This window comes from Mesorhizobium sp. Mes31, assembly GCF_024519675.1.
GTDB lineage: Bacteria > Pseudomonadota > Alphaproteobacteria > Rhizobiales > Rhizobiaceae > Mesorhizobium.
Genome location: NZ_JALJRL010000004.1, coordinates 129,020 through 146,187 on the forward strand (window position 1 = coordinate 129,020; position 17,168 = coordinate 146,187).

Consider the following 17,168-nt stretch of genomic DNA (forward strand, 5'->3'; position numbering starts at 1 on the left):
AATCACGTCGTTCAGAATGTCATGGAGTGGCGGAAAGCCAGGATCTTTTGCAGGACGGCACAATCAATATCCGCCGGGACCGGGTGTTCGCCGGTGACCATGGGCAGGAATTCGGTGTCGGGAATGTCGAGGAGCCTCTCATATTGGTCCATCTCCTCGCTGGTCAAGGCGCCGATTTCGGCGTCGGCGAACGTGCCAAGGATCAGGTCCATCTCGCGCAGGCCGCGATGCCAGGAGCGAAACAGCAGCTTGCGGCGACGGGCGTCGAGCCCCTCGCTTGCCAACCCGGCACTTGATCTCGTCGTTCCGGTCATTGTGCCGCATCCTCACTTGCTGCGGCGCATATAGCGTGGATAGAAGGTGCTGTCAGCCTTGCGCTGTGGCCGTCGCGACATAAGCTGACTTCATGCGTCCTTCCCTGCTCGACCCCTTGTTCGTCCCGATCACCTCGCTTGCCGGCGTGGGCCAGAAGGTTGGCGCGCTGATCGAGAAGGTCGTCGCCGCCGATCTCGGCGATCGCGTGGCGCGTGCCGGCGACCTTCTGTTCGTGCTGCCGCACACCGTCATCGACCGCCGCAACCGTCCGGGCATTGCCGGTTCGGCCGAGGGCGCGATCGTCACGCTCGACGTGCGCATCGACCGCCACCAGCCGCCGCCGCGCGGCAACAGGTCGGTGCCATACCGGGTTTACGCCCATGACGATACCGGCGAGATCGCGCTGACCTTCTTCCATGCTCATGCCTCTTATCTTGAAAAGGCGATGCCCGTGGGTGAGCATGTCGTGATCTCCGGCCGCATGGAATGGTTCAACGGCCGCCCGACCATGGTCCATCCCGACCATATCGCGCTCGCCAGCGAGGCGGGGAACCTGCCGCTCGTCGAGCCGGTCTATCCGCTCACCGCGGGGCTCTCGGGCAAGGTGCTGCGCCGGGCGATCGGCCAGGCGCTCGCACGCTTGCCCGTGTTGGCCGAATGGCAGGATAGCGCATTCATGCGCCGACAGAGCTTTCCTGCCTTTGGCGACGCGCTCGCCCGCATCCACAATCCGGCGGACCCAATCGATGTCTCCGTGGACGGTGCCGCCTGGCGGCGCCTCGCCTATGACGAGTTGCTGGCAGGCCAGGTCTCACTGGCGCTGGTGCGGGCTAAAGTCCATCGCCTGTCCGGGCGGCCTCTCATTGGAGACGGCCGCATTGCCGAAAGACTGCGCGAGGCCCTGCCCTATTCGTTGACGGCCAGCCAGGAATTCGCGCTTGCCGAAATCAATGCCGACCTCGCCGATCCCGAACGCATGTTGCGGCTTCTGCAGGGCGATGTCGGCTCCGGCAAGACTGTCGTCGCGCTGCTCGCCATGGCACGCGCGGTCGAGGCCGGAGGCCAGGCAGCACTGATGGCACCGACCGAAATCCTGGCACGCCAGCATCTGGCGACGATCGCGCCCCTTGCCGCCAGGGTCGGGCTGCGGATCGCCATCCTGACCGGCCGTGAAAAAGGCCGCGAACGCACCGACACGCTGGCCGGTCTGGCGAGAGGCGAGATCGACATCGTCGTCGGCACCCACGCGCTATTTCAGGAGACGGTGATCTTCCGCGACCTGGTCTTCGCCGTCATCGACGAGCAGCATCGCTTCGGCGTCCATCAGCGGCTTGCCATCACCGCCAAGGGCGACGCGCCCGACATGCTGGTGATGACGGCCACACCCATCCCGCGCACGCTGGTGCTGACCGCCTTCGGCGACATGGATGTGTCGAAGCTCACGGAAAAGCCGGCCGGCCGCCAGCCGATCCGCACCGTCACGCTGCCGCTCGAACGGCTCGACGAACTGGTCGGCCGCATGGTTGAGGCCGTCGCCGGTGGCCAGAAGATCTACTGGATCTGCCCGTTGGTCGAGGAATCCGAAGAAATCAAGCTGATGTCGGCCGAGGACCGTTTCGCTTCGCTGAAACCGCTGTTCGGCGACCGCATCGGCCTTGTTCATGGCCGCATGAAAGGCGCCGAGAAGGATGAAGCGATGCGCGCCTTCAAAGAGGGCGAGACGCGCATCCTGATCGCCACCACGGTCATCGAGGTCGGTGTCGACGTGCCTGACGCCACTGTCATGGTCATCGAACATGCTGAGCGCTTTGGCCTAGCGCAATTGCACCAGTTGCGCGGCCGTGTCGGACGCGGTGACATCAAGTCTTCCTGTGTGCTGCTCTACAAGGACCCGCTTGGCGAGACGGCCAAGCGACGACTGTCGGTCATGCGCGAGACGGAAGATGGCTTCCTGATCGCCGAGGAGGATCTGAAGCTGCGCGGTGAAGGCGAGTTGCTAGGCACCCGCCAGTCCGGCACGCCGGGTTTCCAGGTGGCGCGCATCGAGGCGCATGCCGACCTTTTGGAGGCCGCCCGCGACGACGCCAAGCTGATCCTGTCCCGCGACCCGGAGCTGCAGTCCGATCGGGGCGCTGCGTTGCGCCTGCTGCTTTACTTGTTCGGCCGCGACGAGGCGGTGCGGCTCTTGCGCGCCGGCTGAGCCAAGGCGCCAACCGACGGGTTGGCAAGCACGCCCTCGATCGGTTCGCCATTCACGACAACCGCTTTCGACTTGACCTCGGGCGCAACCAGCCCGGCAGACACGATCAGCTTTGCGCCGTCCTCGATCGTCATGTCGAGCAGCACGATGTCCGACTTCGGCACGTACATGAGAAAGCCCGTCGTTGGATTGGGCGTGCAGGGCATGAACACGGCGATCAGCGGATCGCCTTCCTGATCGAGCTTCTCATTGATCTCGTTTTCCTTCTCGCTGGCGACGAAGACCAAGGACCAGACACCCTTGCGCGGATATTCGACCAACCCGACCTGGCGGAACATGTCGCCCTTGTTCGACAGCACGGTCTCGAAGATCTGCTTCAGCGAACCATAGATACCGCGCACCAGCGGCATGCGGCCAAGCAGGCGTTCGCCAAAATTGACGATGGCGCGGCCGACGATGTTGGCTGTCAGGAAGCCGATCAGCGTGATCAGGATCAGGGCGACGATCAGTCCGAATCCCGGAACAGGAAACGGCAGATAGGAATCCGGGCTATAGCGCGCCGGAATGTACGGTTTTACCCAGGAATCGACCCAGCCTATGAACGACCAGGCGATATAGGCGGTGATCGCCAGTGGCGCGCAGACGATGAAACCTGTGAGGAAATAATTCCTCAACCGGGTCATGCCGGAAGTCTTCGGAGCATCGGACATGGTTCACCGGCGCGTGCTATTGCGACGCAACATTAGTGAACCGGAAGGCGCTTTGGAACTGCGAAGTTTTTAAAGGCGCCTATTCCACAGTCACCGATTTCGCCAGATTGCGCGGCTGGTCGACATCGGTGCCCATGAACACGGCGGTGAAATAGGCGAGCATCTGGATCGGCAGCGCGTAGATGATCGGTGAGATGATTTCGGGCACGTCCGGAAGCACGATCGTCTCCATCGTCTTCACGCTCGCAAGCGCTGCGCCCTTGCTGTCGGTGATCAGGATGATCTTGCCGCCCCGCGCCGCCACTTCCTGCATGTTCGACACGGTCTTTTCGAAAATCCGGTCATGCGGCGCGATGACGATCACCGGCATGTTCTCGTCGATCAGCGCGATCGGGCCATGCTTCAACTCGCCGGCGGCATAGCCCTCGGCATGGATATAGGAGATTTCCTTGAGCTTCAGCGCCCCTTCCATGGCCAGCGGGAAATTGGTGTCGCGGCCGAGATAGAGCACATCGCTGTAGCGCGACAATTCCCGTGCGATCCGTTCGATCTGCTCTTCAAGCTTGAGCACCTGGTTGGCATAGCGCGGCGCTTCCGAAAGCTCGCGCACCAGGGTTTTCTCCTGCTCCTTCGAAATCGTCCCGCGCGCCACGCCGGCACGCACGGCAAGCGAGGCCAGCACCGAGAGCTGGCAGGTGAAGGCCTTGGTCGAAGCGACACCGATCTCCGGGCCGGCCAAAGTCGGCAGCACGACGTCGGATTCGCGCGCCATGGTCGATTCACGCACGTTGACGACCGCGCCTATCTTCATCCCCGCCTTGCGGCAATAGCGCAGCGAGGCCAGTGTGTCGGCGGTCTCGCCCGACTGCGAGATGAAGAAGGCGGCATCGTCCGCCGACAGCGGCATCTCGCGATAGCGGAATTCCGAGGCGACATCGATGTCGACCGGCAGCCGCGCATAGCGCTCGAACCAGTATTTGCCGATCAGGCCGGCGAGATACGCGGTGCCGCAGGCTGAAATCGCCAGCCGGTTGATCCTGGCAAAGTCGAACGGCAGGTCGAGCGGCTTGCAGACGCCACCGACGAAATCCAGATAGTTCGCCAGCGTATGCGAAATGACCTCGGGCTGTTCATGGATTTCCTTTTCCATGAAATGGCGCCGATTGCCCTTGTCGACCATGAAGCTGGTGGAAAGCGACTGCTGGCGTTTGCGGTCGACCTTTTTGCCGTCGATGTCGAAAATGATGACGCCGTCGCGATGCACCACGGCCCAGTCGCCATCTTCCAGATAGGTGATTGAATTGGTGAACGGGGCGAGTGCGATGGCATCGGAGCCCAAAAACATCTCGCCATCGCCATGGCCGACAGCCAGTGGCGGGCCATTGCGCGCGCCGACGATGAGATCCTCGTCGCCCTTGAACATGATGGCCAGAGCAAAGGCGCCTTGCAGCCGCTTCAGCGCCTGGTGCGCGGCCTCGACCGGCTTCAGCCCCTTGGCCAGCTCGCGCGCCACCAGATGGGCGACGACTTCGGTGTCGGTCTGCGAGGAAAAACTGTAGCCGTCGCGGATCAGCTCGTCGCGCAGCTCGGCGAAATTCTCGATGATGCCGTTATGGACGATGGCGACGCCGTCCGAAAAATGCGGATGCGCATTGGTCTCGTTCGGCACGCCATGCGTCGCCCAGCGCGTGTGGCCGATGCCGATCGTGCCGTTGAGTGGCTCGTCCTTCAGCTTGCGTTCGAGATTGATCAGCTTGCCCTCGGCGCGACGGCGGCCGAGTTGGCCATGGTCGATGGTGGCGACACCGGCCGAGTCATAGCCGCGATATTCGAGCCGCTTCAGCGCATCGACGATGCGCGGCGCAACCTGCGAATGGCCGACGATTCCAACGATACCGCACATGCAGACAGCCCCAATTCCTTGCAGAACCCAGCGCTATTTAGGGATCGCCGGCCTGCCGCGAAAGTCACATTGCATTTCGTCCCGTATCAGCGGAACGGTCAACCTAGCCGATGCACCATGACAGACCGCTCTTGCAATCCGGTTACTGTAATCGCTCCGTTTTTCCGGGCCGGTTTTACTTCTTCTTGGCGGCCGCGGCCGAAGCAAACCGTTCGCGCAGTTCCTTGCCCTTGCCTGGGATCGTCTTCTGGCGGGCGCGGCCGAAGGCCAGCGCATCATCGGGTACGTCTTCGGTGATGACGCTGCCCGAGGCGATGTAGCCGCCCTTGCCGATCGTTATCGGCGCCACGAGCGCGGAATTCGAGCCTACGAAAGCCCCCTCGCCGATGTCGGTGAAGAATTTCGAATAGCCATCGTAGTTGCAGGTGATGGTGCCGGCGCCGATATTGGCGCCAGCGCCGACGCGGGCATCGCCGATATAGGTCAGGTGGTTGACCTTGGCGCCCTCCTCGATGGTCGCCTGCTTGACCTCGCAGAAATTGCCGACCTTGGCCTTTTGCTTGAGATCGGCACCCGGCCGCAGCCGCGCGAACGGTCCGACATCGCAGTTCGAGGCAATGGTGGCACCTTCTATATGGCTGAAGGCGTGTATCCTGGCGCCCGTGGCGATTTTCACGCCTAGGCCGAACCAGACATTGGGCTCGACGATCGTGTCGGCGCCGATCTCGGTGTCGTGCGAGAAGAACACGGTCTCGGGCGCTATCAGCGTCACGCCCGACAGCATTGCCTCGTGCCGCCGGCGTTGCTGCCAGATGCCTTCGGCTTGCGCCAGTTCGGCACGGTTGTTGATGCCGAGCGCATTCTCGAAACTGGCTTCGGTGGCGACGACATCAAGGCCTTGCCCGCTGGCGATCCCGACGATGTCGGTGAGGTAATATTCCCCCTTGGCATTCTTGTTGCCGACCGCGTCGAGCAGCTTCAGCGCGCGGCCACCGGCCACCGCCATCAGCCCGCCATTGCAGAAGGTGATCTTCTTCTCTTCGTCACTGCAGTCCTTCTCCTCGCGGATGGCGACCAGCTTGCCGCCCTTTTCGATCAGCCGGCCATAGCCGGTTGGATTGGGCGTGCGGAAACCGATGACCACCACGGCCGCGCCTTCGGCCAGTTTCAGCCTTGCCACGGTGAGCGCGCCCGGGTCGATCAGCGGGGTGTCGCCGAACATCACCAGGACATCGTCGTAACCCCTTGATATCGCTTCGCGAGCGGCAAGCACGGCGTGCGCGGTGCCGAGGCGTTTTTCCTGCACGAAGGTCTCGGCGTCAGGCGCGAATTTTGCCGCGGCCTTGCGCATTTCTTCCGCCCCGTGGCCGATCACCAGCACCTGGTCGCCGGCACCGGCGGTTTCGGCGGCCTTCACGACATGGGCGACCATCGGCAGACCGGCGATCTGGTGCAGGACCTTCGGCAACGCGCTTTTCATGCGCGTGCCTTCGCCGGCGGCAAGGATGACGGACAGGCAGGTTCTCTGGCTCATGGAAGGACAACCATATGAAAAGGGTTGGGAATCAAGACAGGATAGCAGTGGCGCCATGCTGCACCAATGCGGTTAAATTCCGGTGAGGTGGTGGAGCTGCTGACTCTTAGTCAGCGAGTCTTGGTATTGCAAAAAAATTTCAGGGATAGTGGCGCTGGCATGCTCTGAAAAAGGCCCCTGTAAATGTTGAGCCGTGACCTGCACGCTCTTGACGCGCTCGCAATTTTTCTTTGCATATTGATCTGCTCGGGAACCGCTCGGGCCGACTACTCCACCCCGCATGCCGAGGTGGTTTGCCAACCCGGCCACAATGTCGCGTTGGTCCGCTTCACAATGACGGCGGACGAAGATCCAGTTGTCTATCGTCAATTGCCGGCGAGCGCCGACCAGGGGTTGTCGGCAACGCCTACCCTCGGCCAATCGAATTGCACCATGGCCAATGGCTGGACAATCCGCCTTCGCGACGGACAGAAGCAAGCCTTTGGCTATGGCATGGGTGGCGCCGATCCGCCGGCCTTCTTCAGCCTCTGGATTGCAAAACGAAAGATTCTATCGCGCAAACAATGGAAGCCCGGCTACGCGATGGACGAAGACCCCTGGCTGATCGGACTCGTCATTCGGCCGGATCGGCTGAGCTATTGCTATGTTGCCCGCAGCTACACCGCGCCGCACGATGGGGCGATTACCTGTCGAGACGAGTCATTCCAGCTAAATCGCCATGAGATTGATCACGTCGAGTATGGGACATCCGGTCGTCGGCCGCCAGTCGGAACGATATTGCTGGCGCGTGGGACCACCCAGCCGCGTCTCTGCCGAAAATTCCTGCGGCTCCGGCCAAAAGGATTTCAAAGCGTTAGCACCACCGTGAACGACACCGCCAATGTCTTCCCCGTGGAGACTGCGGGGCAAGATATCAACATCGCAACAGTCGAAGTGTCGCCCGGCGTGCTTCGCAAGCTTGTCCGTTGGAGCGGAACCAATCATTATTTCGACGGCGACCTTATGCTGCTGGCACCGGTCACAGCCGACCCTTCAAAAATTCTGAAAGAGAGCATGCTTGATGACGATGGGGACAAGTTCTCTGCGGACAAATTACCATCGGGATGGAGCGTCATTGCCGGACACATGCCACGGCTCTATCCGGATGTGAGTTGGCGCTACGTCCATTTCGATACGCAGCGGATCGACGGAAGGCTCTATCTGCTGGCCCAACCAACCAATTGGGAAGAGCGCCCAACCGCTATCCTGGTCCAGCTGCTCGCCAACGGATTCAAAAGTGTGTGCGTCATCCAGCGTATCGAACCTCACTTTTGACAGCACTCAAAAGCGTGCGTCCGGATCGCTACCCCAGCCGCCCCAGCACCGGGAAATTCTCCAGCAGCCAGTAGGACACGGTCTGCACGCCGCCGGTGAGGAAAAACACGCCGGCAACGACGAGCAGCGCGCCGATCGCCTTTTCGACGCGGCCGAGATGGACGCGGAATTTGCCGAGGAAGCGCATGAAGGCGCCGGAAAACAGCGCCGCGATCAGGAACGGGATGCCGAGGCCGAGCGAATAGGCGGCGAGCAGCAGTGCGCCCTCGCCCACGGTTTCACGGCCGCCGGCCAGCGTCAGGATGGGCCCCAGCACCGGGCCGATGCACGGCGTCCAGCCGAAGGCGAAGGCCAGCCCCATGACATAGGCGGCAAGGGCATTTGCCGGCTTTCCTTGCGACTGGAAGCGCGCCTCGCGCGACAGCAGCGGAATGCGCAGGATACCGAGGAAATTCAGGCCCATCAGGATGATGAGCACACCGGCCGCCATCGCCAACGGCTCCTGCCAAACCCGTAGCCAATGGCCGATGGTCGAGGCGCCGGCGCCGAGCGCCACGAACACGGTCGAGAAGCCGAGCACGAAGGCGACCGATGAATAGAGCAGCGCGCCGCGCGTGCCTTCCCGAGCCGTCACGCCCGCATCGCCGCGAAAATCGTCGACCGAGACGCCAGCCATATAGCAGAGATAGGGCGGCACCAGCGGCAGCACGCACGGTGACAGGAACGAGATGGCCCCCGCCCCGACCGCGCTGACATAGCCAATGTCCAATGCCATTCCAAAACTCCGACTGTCCCGGCGCCGATATAGGCTCGACGCTGCTTCTCCACCAATCACCATTTTGTGGCAAGTCGACGCTGCATGCTGAGGCCGGGGAAGAAAGAACCCGCGGCTGGCGTTGATGCAGCGAGGCCGCGATTTCCGCGCCTCTTTGGAACATCCAGGGAGATCCCATGAAAACCATAACAGTCGGGTTAGCCGCGCTTCTGCTCAGCACCGCCGCATCCTTCGCCGCCGACGCGTGGAAGGAAGCCGAGGTCGGTGGCACCAAGATCTACACCGACGCCAACGGCATGACGCTCTATACCTATGACAAGGACGGGAAGGGCAAGTCCAACTGCTACGACAAATGCGCCACCAACTGGCCGCCGCTGAAGGCCGAGGCTGGCGCCAAGGGGGATGACGAATGGAGCGTCGTCGACCGCACCGACGGCAGCAAGATGTGGGCCTATGACGGCAAGCCGGTCTACACCTTCATCAAGGACAAGAAGGCCGGTGACATGAGCGGCGACGGCGTTGCCGACGTCTGGCACGTCGTCAAGGCCAACTAGACCCCTCAATGCCAATTCCCGCCCCTGGCGGGACATCAGCTGGTCGCCGGGCATCTTTCCATGCAGCCGGCGGCCAGTTCTTGTCTGTGGACCGTGTCACCCGGCCCTGGCACGGCATTCCGGCGGGTTTTTCCCCGACTCGCCAGAAAATGAAGCTGGTCGTTTCGGCGACTGGGGACCACCATCTCCACTGACCGGAATTCTGTGATTTCCATCATACACTCTAAGAGTGTATTGCTACGGGCATCCCCGCAATTTGGGACGCTTCCCCTTGACCGGATGCAAAAGCGCGGCCATGTGAGCGACAAATAGAGCGAGATTTCGTCGCGAGCAGCGGAATTCTTCTGCCGCATCACAGCTGATATGAGACCTCATGGACGTCGTCGTCGTCGAATCGCCGGCCAAGGCGAAGACAATCAACAAATACCTCGGCAAGAACTACAAGGTTCTGGCCTCGTTCGGCCATGTCCGCGATTTGCCGGCCAAGGATGGCTCGGTGCGTCCGGATGAGGATTTTGCCATGTCCTGGGCGGTCGACACCGCCTCCGGCAAGCGGCTTGCCGACATCGCCAAGGCGGTCAAGGATGCCGACGGCCTGATCCTCGCCACCGACCCGGATCGTGAAGGCGAAGCGATTTCCTGGCACGTGCTGGAAGTGCTGAAGCAGAAGCGCGCGCTCAAGGACAAGCCGGTCAGCCGCGTCGTTTTCAACGCCATCACCAAGTCCTCGGTGCTGGAAGCGATGGCCAATCCGCGCCAGATCGATGCGCCGCTGGTCGATGCCTATCTCGCTCGCCGGGCGCTGGATTATCTCGTCGGCTTTACGCTCTCCCCCGTGCTGTGGCGCAAATTGCCGGGCGCCCGCTCGGCCGGCCGTGTCCAATCGGTTGCATTGCGTCTGGTCTGCGATCGCGAATCCGAAATCGAGCGTTTCATCCGCGAGGAATACTGGCAGATATCAGCTCTTCTCGGCACGCCGCGCAACGAGAATTTCGAAGCGCGGCTGACCGCCTTCGATCGCAAGAAGCTGCAGAAGCTCGACATTTCCAACAAGGCGCAGGCCGACGACATCAAGTCGATGCTCGAAGGCGCGACCTTCAAGGCGGTGTCGGTGGAAGCCAAGCCCACCAAGCGCAATCCCGGTCCGCCCTTCACCACCTCGACACTGCAGCAGGCCGCCTCGTCGGGCCTCGGCTTTTCGGCCAGCCGCACCATGCAGGTGGCCCAGCGCCTTTACGAAGGCATGGAGATCGGCGGGGAAACCACCGGCCTGATCACCTATATGCGAACCGACGGCGTGCAGATGGCGCCGGAGGCGATCTCGGCCGCCCGCGACGCCATCGCCAAGGAGTTCGGCCCAAAATATCTGCCGGAAAAGCCACGCCAATATACCGCCAAGGCCAAGAATGCCCAGGAAGCGCACGAAGCGATCCGCCCGACGGATTTCATGCGCACCCCGGCATCGGTCAGGCAATATCTCGATTCAGACCAGATGCGGCTCTACGAGTTGATCTGGAAGCGCGCCATCGCCAGCCAGATGCAGTCGGCCGAGATCGAGCGCACCACCGCCGAGATCGAGGCGGTCAATGGAACCCGCACGGCGGAACTCCGCGCCATCGGCTCCGTCGTTCGCTTCGACGGCTTCATCGCCGCCTACACCGACCAGAAGGACGACGATTCGGAAGACGAGGAGAACCGTCGGTTGCCGGAGATCCGCGCCGGCGAGCAGCTTGCGCGGCAGGCGATCAATGCCACCCAGCACACCACCGAGCCGCCCCCGCGTTATTCGGAAGCCTCGCTGATCAAGAAGCTGGAAGAACTCGGCATCGGCCGACCTTCCACTTATACGGCGATCCTGAAGACGCTCGAGGACCGCGACTACGTCACCATCGACAAGCGCCGGCTGGTGCCGCAGGCCAAGGGCCGGTTGCTATCGGCCTTTCTCGAAAGCTTCTTCAAGCGCTATGTCGAATACGACTTCACCGCGTCCCTCGAGGAAAAGCTCGACGAGATCTCGGACGGCAAGCTCGCCTGGAAGGACGTGCTGCGCGACTTCTGGAAGGATTTTTCCGGCGCCGTCGCCGACATCAAGGAACTGCGCGTCACCGACGTTCTCGACGCGCTGAACGAGGAACTGGCGCCGCTGGTGTTCCCCGCGCGGGAAGACGGCTCGAACCCCCGCATCTGCCCGAAATGCGGCACCGGCAATCTGTCGCTGAAGCTCGGCAAGTTCGGCGCCTTTGTCGGCTGCTCGAACTATCCCGAATGCTCCTTCACCCGTCAGCTCGGCGATGCCGCCAATCCCAATGGGGAGAACGGTGGCGGCGAGGACGGCACCAAGGTCATTGGCAAGGATCCGTACACGTCAGAGGAAATCACGCTGCGCAGTGGCCGCTTCGGCCCCTATCTGCAGCGCGGCGACGGCAAGGAAGCCAAGCGCTCGAGCCTGCCGAAGGGCTGGACACCCGATTCGATCGATCATGAAAAGGCGCTCGCCCTGCTGTCGCTGCCGCGCGATGTCGGCCAGCACCCGGAAACGGCCAAGATGATCTCGGCCGGGCTCGGCCGTTACGGGCCGTTCGTGCTGCATGACGGCACCTATGCCAATCTCGACAGCATCGAGGATGTGTTCTCGATCGGCCTCAATCGCGCGGTGTCGGTGATCGCCGAGAAGCAATTGAAGGGCAAGGGCGGCCGCAATGGCGGCACTGCTGCTGCGCTCAAGGAGCTTGGCGACCATCCCGATGGTGGCGGCAAGATCGTCGTGCGCGACGGCAAATACGGACCATACGTGAATTTCGGCAAGGTCAACGCCACGCTGCCGAAAGGCAAGGACCCTCAATCGGTGACCATCGAGGACGCGCTGGCGCTGATTGCCGAGAAGGAAGCCAAGGGTGGTGGCGGCAAGAAGCCGTTCCGCAAGGCCGCGGCGGCGGCCAAGGCGCCTGCAACCAAGAAGGCGCCTGCAACCAAGAAAGCGGCGGCCAAGAAGCCGGCCGCGAAGAAAAAAGGATAGGACAGCGTGGCGCGCAGGATCACCGGTAGGAGCCACGGCGATCCGCGCACCGCCGACACGAGGGCCGGGGTCAAGGATGACTATCGGCCATCGCGTGACGAAATCCTGCGCTACATCGCCGAAAATCCCGACCGCGCCGGAAAACGCGACATCGCCAAGGCGTTCGCGTTGCGCGGCGACGACCGTATCTGGTTGAAGGACATTTTGCGCGACCTGCAGGACGAAGGTGTCCTGACCAAGGAGCGCAAGCGACTGGCGCGCGTCGGTGCCCTGCCCCACGTCGCTGTACTCGACATTTTTGGCCGCGATGGCGACGGCATTTTGCTGGCGCATCCGGCGGAGGCCGTGGGCGCGGGCGAGCCCCCGGTGGTCTCCATCCGCGTATCGCGTAGCGGCAATAGTCCGGTGCCCGGCATTGGCGACCGCGTGCTGGCCAAGACCTTCCCGACCGATGAGCCGACCGGCCCCGCCTATACCGGGCGGGTGATGAAGATCTTCGAGAAGCGCACCGATGCCGTTCTCGGCGTCTTTCGCGTGCTTCAGGACGGCACCCTGCGCATCGAGCCGGTGGAACGGCGCCAACCGGAATTGATCGTCGACAAGGAATTCCAGAACGGTGCCAAGAACGGCGACCTGGTCGAGGTCGAGCCCGCACGGGCCTCCCGCTATGGGCTGCCGAGGGCCAAGGTGCTCAACGTGCTGGGTTCGCTGACCAGCGAAAAGGCGGTTTCGATGATCGCCATCCACGCCCATGACATCCCGCATATCTTCCCGGCCGACGTCATCGCCGAATCCGAAGCGGCAAAGCCTGCAACGATGGACCACCGCGAGGACTGGCGCGAGCTGCCGCTGCTCACCATCGATCCGGCCGACGCCAAGGACCATGACGATGCCGTCTTCGCCACACCGGACATCAATGAGAAGAACCCTGGCGGCGTGGTCATCACGGTCGCCATCGCCGATGTCGCCGCCTATGTCCGCTATGGCACGGCACTCGATCGCGAAGCGTTGAAGCGCGGCAATTCAGTCTATTTCCCGGATCGCGTCGTGCCGATGCTGCCCGAGCGCATTTCCAACGATCTCTGTTCGCTGCGCGAAGGTCAGGACCGGCCGGCGCTGGCGGTGCGCATGACCTTCTCCGCCGATGGCCACAAGATCAGGCACTCCTTCCACCGCATCATGATGAAGTCGGCGGCAAAGCTCGCCTATGCGCAGGCGCAGGCCGCGATCGACGGCATGCCGGACGACAAGACGGGACCGATCCTCGACACGGTGCTGAAGCCGCTGTGGGACGCCTATGCGATCCTCAAGCGCGGGCGCGACGGCCGCCAGCCGCTCGAGCTCGACCTGCCGGAGCGCAAGATCATGCTCAAGCCGGATGGCACCGTCGATCGCGTCATCGTGCCGGAACGGCTCGATGCCCACAAACTGATCGAAGAATTCATGATCCAGGCCAACGTCGCCGCCGCCGAGACGCTGGAGGCGAGGAAACAGGAGCTGGTCTACCGCGTCCATGACGCGCCTTCGCTGGCCAAGCAGGAATCGCTGCGCGAATTCCTGCAGACGCTGGGCCTGTCGCTGGCGCGCGGCGCCCAGATGCGGCCAAGCCAGTTCAACGGCATCCTGGAGCGCGTGCGCGGTGCCGACAATGAAGGACTGGTCAACGAAGTGGTGCTGCGCTCGCAGAGCCAGGCCGAATACTCGCCGAAGAACATTGGCCATTTCGGCCTCAATCTCAGGCGCTACGCACATTTCACATCGCCGATCCGCCGCTACGCCGACCTCATCGTCCATCGCGGACTTATTGCCGCACTCGGGCTCGGTCCGGGCGGGCTCACTCAGGACGAAGCGGCACGGCTCGAAGATGTCGCGGTGCTGATCTCCGGCACGGAACGCCGCGCAATGGCGGCCGAGCGGGATACGGTCGACCGGCTGATTGCCGCCTATCTCGCCGAGCGCGTGGACGACCGGTTCGACGCCCGCATCTCCGGCGTCACCAAATCGGGACTATTTGTCCAATTGCCGCAGTATGGCGCGGATGGTTTCATCCCGGTGTCAACTTTGAACGGCGATTACTATATATACGACGAAACGGCCCGCTCCCTGTTCGGGGAACGCTCGGGCAAAGGCTACCAGCTCGCGGACCGCGTCGAGGTCCGACTGATCGAGGTGGCGCCGATGGCCGGCGCGATGCGCTTCGAGATGTTGACCGATCCGAAGCCTTTGCCCGGCTCCAAGCGGTCGTTTCACAAGGCCAAAGGCCGCGCCCGTGCGTCGCAATCGCGATCGGGTTCGCGCGGCAGGAGACGATGATGGAACAACAGGTTTTTGGCGGCGAACATCACTCAGGCCGGGTTGCCCGTCCGCTGTGGACTGCAATGAAGCGCGGCCTGCTCGGCCGCTGCCCGCGTTGCGGCGAAGGCAAGCTGTTTCGCGCCTTCACCAAGACCGTCGACACATGCAGTGTCTGCGGCGAGGAACTGCATCACCATCGCGCCGATGACCTGCCCGCCTATCTCGTCATCGTCATCGTCGGTCATATCGTGCTCGGCGCCTTCATGGGCGTGGAGGCGACATCGACCTTGTCCACATGGCAGCACATCGCCATCTGGGTGCCGTTGACCATCCTTCTGTCGGTCGCGCTTTTGCAACCCGTGAAAGGTGCCGTCATCGGACTGCAATGGGCCTTCTATATGCACGGCTTTGGCGGTGAGCAGGACATGATCGAGCCCCATCCCGGGGTTTAGACCAAGCTCCACTGCGCGCGCTGGCGCAACATACCGACCGTGAAAGGCCACTTTCGCTTGCCAGAAGTTTCCGCTAGGTCCTGCGCATGGACGGTATGACCAAGGCGGAAGTCGACAGGATCGAGCGGAGCATGATCGCTCATAGCGACCAGCCAATTCGCCCGCGCGACGCGGCAACCCTGATCCTTCTCGACCGCAGGGGCGATGAAGTGCTGGTCCTGATGGGCCGCCGCCACGCCGGCCATGCCTTCATGCCAGGCAAGTTCGTCTTTCCCGGCGGCCGTACCGACCCAGCCGACAGCCGCATCCCGATCGCCACCGGCTTGCACCCCGAGCAGGAAGCAAAACTCCTCGCCGGTCCCGGCCGCACCAGCGCGGCGCGGGCCCGCGCCATCGCCTTGTCGGCGATCCGCGAGACCTATGAAGAAGCCGGGCTGCTGATCGGCCGCAAAGGCGCGTTCGCCACGGCCAGGGCCGACTGGCAAGGCTTTGCCGAACACGGCGTGCGGCCTTCTCTGGACATGCTGCGCTTCGTCGCGCGCGCCATCACGCCGCCCAACCGGGTGCGCCGCTTCGACACGCGGTTCTTCAGCGCCTGGCGCGACGATGTCGCGGTCGAACTGCCCGGTGGCGGTCCGACCAACGAACTCGAGGAGCTGGTCTGGCTGCCGCTTGCCAAGGCCAGGGAAGCTGACATACCCGACATCACCCGGATGATCCTGGACGAGCTCGAAAAGCGGCTCGCCCATGATCCGCTGCTGCGTCCGGGCGGCCCGGTGCCCTTTTACCGGCTTGTCCGCAACCGCTTCACCCGCGAACTTCTGTAGAGTGTCCAGCATCCCATGACGGTCGATACCCAACCACAGGGCGACGAGCGCGTACACTGGCTGCCGATGGTGGCGGCGATCTCGTCGATCAGCGTCGTCGGCATCGCCATCGGCCTCGGCATGCCACTGCTCAGCGTCATCCTGGAAACGCGCGGCCATTCGGCCTCGATGATCGGCCTCAACACGGCCGTCGCCGGCCTGGCATCGATCGCCGGTGCGCCGCTGGCGACGCCGCTCGCCATGCGTTTCGGCGTCGCCTGGACCATGATCGCCATGATTGCCGCCGGCGCCCTGGCGTTTGTCGGCTTCCATTTCGCGCCGGATTTCTGGATGTGGTTCCCGCTGCGCATCGTGCTGCATATCGCGCTGACGGTACTGTTCATCCTGTCGGAATTCTGGATCAGCACCTCGGCGCCGCCACACCGGCGTGGCCTTGTCCTCGGCATCTACGCCACTGTCTTGTCGCTCGGCTTTGCCGCCGGACCGTGGCTGTTCGCCCATCTCGGCAGCTCCGGCTTCAGGCCTTTCGGCGTCATCATCGGATTGGTGACGTTGGCCGCGATACCCGTGCTGGCGGCGCGCAACGAGAGCCCGACGATCGTCTCCGACGGTGAGACCAGCAACTTCCTCCGCTACATCTGGCTGGTGCCGACGGCGACCGCCGCGGTGCTGGTGTTCGGCGCGGTCGAAACCGGCGGCTTTGCGCTGTTCCCGGTCTACGGCAACCGCATCGGCTATTCCGAAGCCGACGCGGCCCTTCTCTTGACCATGATCGGTCTCGGCAATGTGCTGTTGCAGATCCCCATCGGCATGATCAGCGACCGCGTCAGCGACCGCCGCTATCTGCTGCTGGCCTGCGCCACTGTCGGCCTTGCCGGCACGATCTTCATGCCCTTCTTCGCCGAGAACTGGCATCTGATGGCGGCACTTCTGTTCGTCTGGGGCGGCGTCGTCGCTGCCATGTACACGATCGGCCTTGCCCATCTCGGCTCGCAACTTTCCGGCCACGAACTGGCATCCGCCAACGCCGCCTTCGTGCTCTGCTATGGCGTCGGCATGGTGCTCGGCCCGCAGGCGATCGGCATCGGCATGGATGCGTTCGGTCCGTCCGGCTTCGGCTGGTCGCTCGGCCTGTTCTTCGCCGCCTATGTAGCCCTGGTCTGCGCCAGGCTGATCCGCAAGATTGTCCTGTAGCGCGACCGAGCCCCCGCATTCCACACTGGCGCGATGACAGGCTGCTGACAGAACCATGTCAGCAGCCCTCGGCTATAAA

13 protein-coding genes are annotated in these 17,168 nt (G+C 63.1%); 8 read left to right on the forward strand and 5 right to left on the reverse strand.

Annotated features, from left to right (window positions below):
• Positions 1–11 precede the first annotated feature (11 nt).
• Positions 12–314, reverse strand: coding sequence for a succinate dehydrogenase assembly factor 2 (locus tag NR193_RS08440; protein WP_256750415.1), 303 nt, complete (start codon positions 312–314; stop codon positions 12–14).
• A 92-nt stretch (positions 315–406) separates the two neighbouring features.
• Here NR193_RS08440 and recG point away from each other — a divergent pair, with 92 nt between their 5' ends.
• Positions 407–2,515 carry an ATP-dependent DNA helicase RecG gene (gene recG / locus NR193_RS08445; RefSeq protein ID WP_256750416.1) on the forward strand — a complete coding sequence of 703 codons (2,109 nt, stop codon included), beginning with the start codon at positions 407–409 and terminating at the stop codon, positions 2,513–2,515.
• Here recG and NR193_RS08450 read toward each other — a convergent pair.
• The 3 genes from NR193_RS08450 to glmU all read right to left on the reverse strand — a co-directional run bounded on the left by NR193_RS08450 (position 2,467) and on the right by glmU (position 6,662).
• The gene (locus tag NR193_RS08450) at positions 2,467–3,225 is read right to left on the reverse strand and encodes a DUF502 domain-containing protein (RefSeq protein ID WP_256750417.1); all 759 of its coding nucleotides are present in this window, start codon (positions 3,223–3,225) and stop codon (positions 2,467–2,469) included. The two genes, recG and NR193_RS08450, sit on opposite strands and share 49 nt — an antisense overlap.
• Positions 3,226–3,304: 79 nt before the next feature.
• On the reverse strand, positions 3,305–5,128 hold the full coding sequence (gene glmS / locus NR193_RS08455; RefSeq protein WP_256750418.1) for a glutamine--fructose-6-phosphate transaminase (isomerizing): 1,824 nt from the start codon (positions 5,126–5,128) through the stop codon (positions 3,305–3,307).
• A 175-nt stretch (positions 5,129–5,303) separates the two neighbouring features.
• Positions 5,304–6,662, reverse strand: coding sequence for a bifunctional UDP-N-acetylglucosamine diphosphorylase/glucosamine-1-phosphate N-acetyltransferase GlmU (gene glmU / locus NR193_RS08460; RefSeq protein WP_256750419.1), 1,359 nt, complete (start codon positions 6,660–6,662; stop codon positions 5,304–5,306).
• A 183-nt stretch (positions 6,663–6,845) separates the two neighbouring features.
• Between glmU and NR193_RS08465 the strand changes: the two genes are divergently transcribed.
• Complete coding sequence (locus NR193_RS08465; protein WP_256750420.1) at positions 6,846–7,976, forward strand: hypothetical protein; 1,131 nt, start codon at positions 6,846–6,848, stop codon at positions 7,974–7,976.
• Between the two features lie 28 nt (positions 7,977–8,004).
• Here the strand turns inward: NR193_RS08465 and NR193_RS08470 are convergent, their stop codons facing one another.
• Positions 8,005–8,751, reverse strand: coding sequence for a cytochrome c biogenesis CcdA family protein (locus NR193_RS08470; protein ID WP_091575136.1), 747 nt, complete (start codon positions 8,749–8,751; stop codon positions 8,005–8,007).
• Positions 8,752–8,927: 176 nt separating this feature from the next.
• On the opposite strand from NR193_RS08470, the gene NR193_RS08475 reads away from it, so the two are divergent.
• From NR193_RS08475 to NR193_RS08500, 6 genes are all read left to right on the forward strand, one after another.
• On the forward strand, positions 8,928–9,305 hold the full coding sequence (locus NR193_RS08475; protein ID WP_256750421.1) for a hypothetical protein: 378 nt from the start codon (positions 8,928–8,930) through the stop codon (positions 9,303–9,305).
• Positions 9,306–9,678: 373 nt separating this feature from the next.
• Entirely contained in the window at positions 9,679–12,321 is a 2,643-nt protein-coding gene (gene topA / locus NR193_RS08480) for a type I DNA topoisomerase (RefSeq protein ID WP_256750422.1), read from the forward strand.
• A 6-nt stretch (positions 12,322–12,327) separates the two neighbouring features.
• Entirely contained in the window at positions 12,328–14,634 is a 2,307-nt protein-coding gene (rnr, locus tag NR193_RS08485) for a ribonuclease R (RefSeq protein WP_256750423.1), read from the forward strand.
• Positions 14,634–15,068: a DUF983 domain-containing protein gene (locus NR193_RS08490; RefSeq protein WP_256750424.1), complete on the forward strand. Its 435-nt coding sequence runs from the start codon at positions 14,634–14,636 to the stop codon at positions 15,066–15,068. Before rnr ends, NR193_RS08490 begins: the two co-directional genes overlap by 1 nt.
• Positions 15,069–15,154: 86 nt before the next feature.
• Complete coding sequence (locus NR193_RS08495; RefSeq protein ID WP_256750425.1) at positions 15,155–15,895, forward strand: NUDIX domain-containing protein; 741 nt, start codon at positions 15,155–15,157, stop codon at positions 15,893–15,895.
• 15 nt (positions 15,896–15,910) lie between these two features.
• Positions 15,911–17,089, forward strand: coding sequence for an MFS transporter (locus tag NR193_RS08500; RefSeq protein WP_256750426.1), 1,179 nt, complete (start codon positions 15,911–15,913; stop codon positions 17,087–17,089).
• Positions 17,090–17,168: the final 79 nt, after the last annotated feature.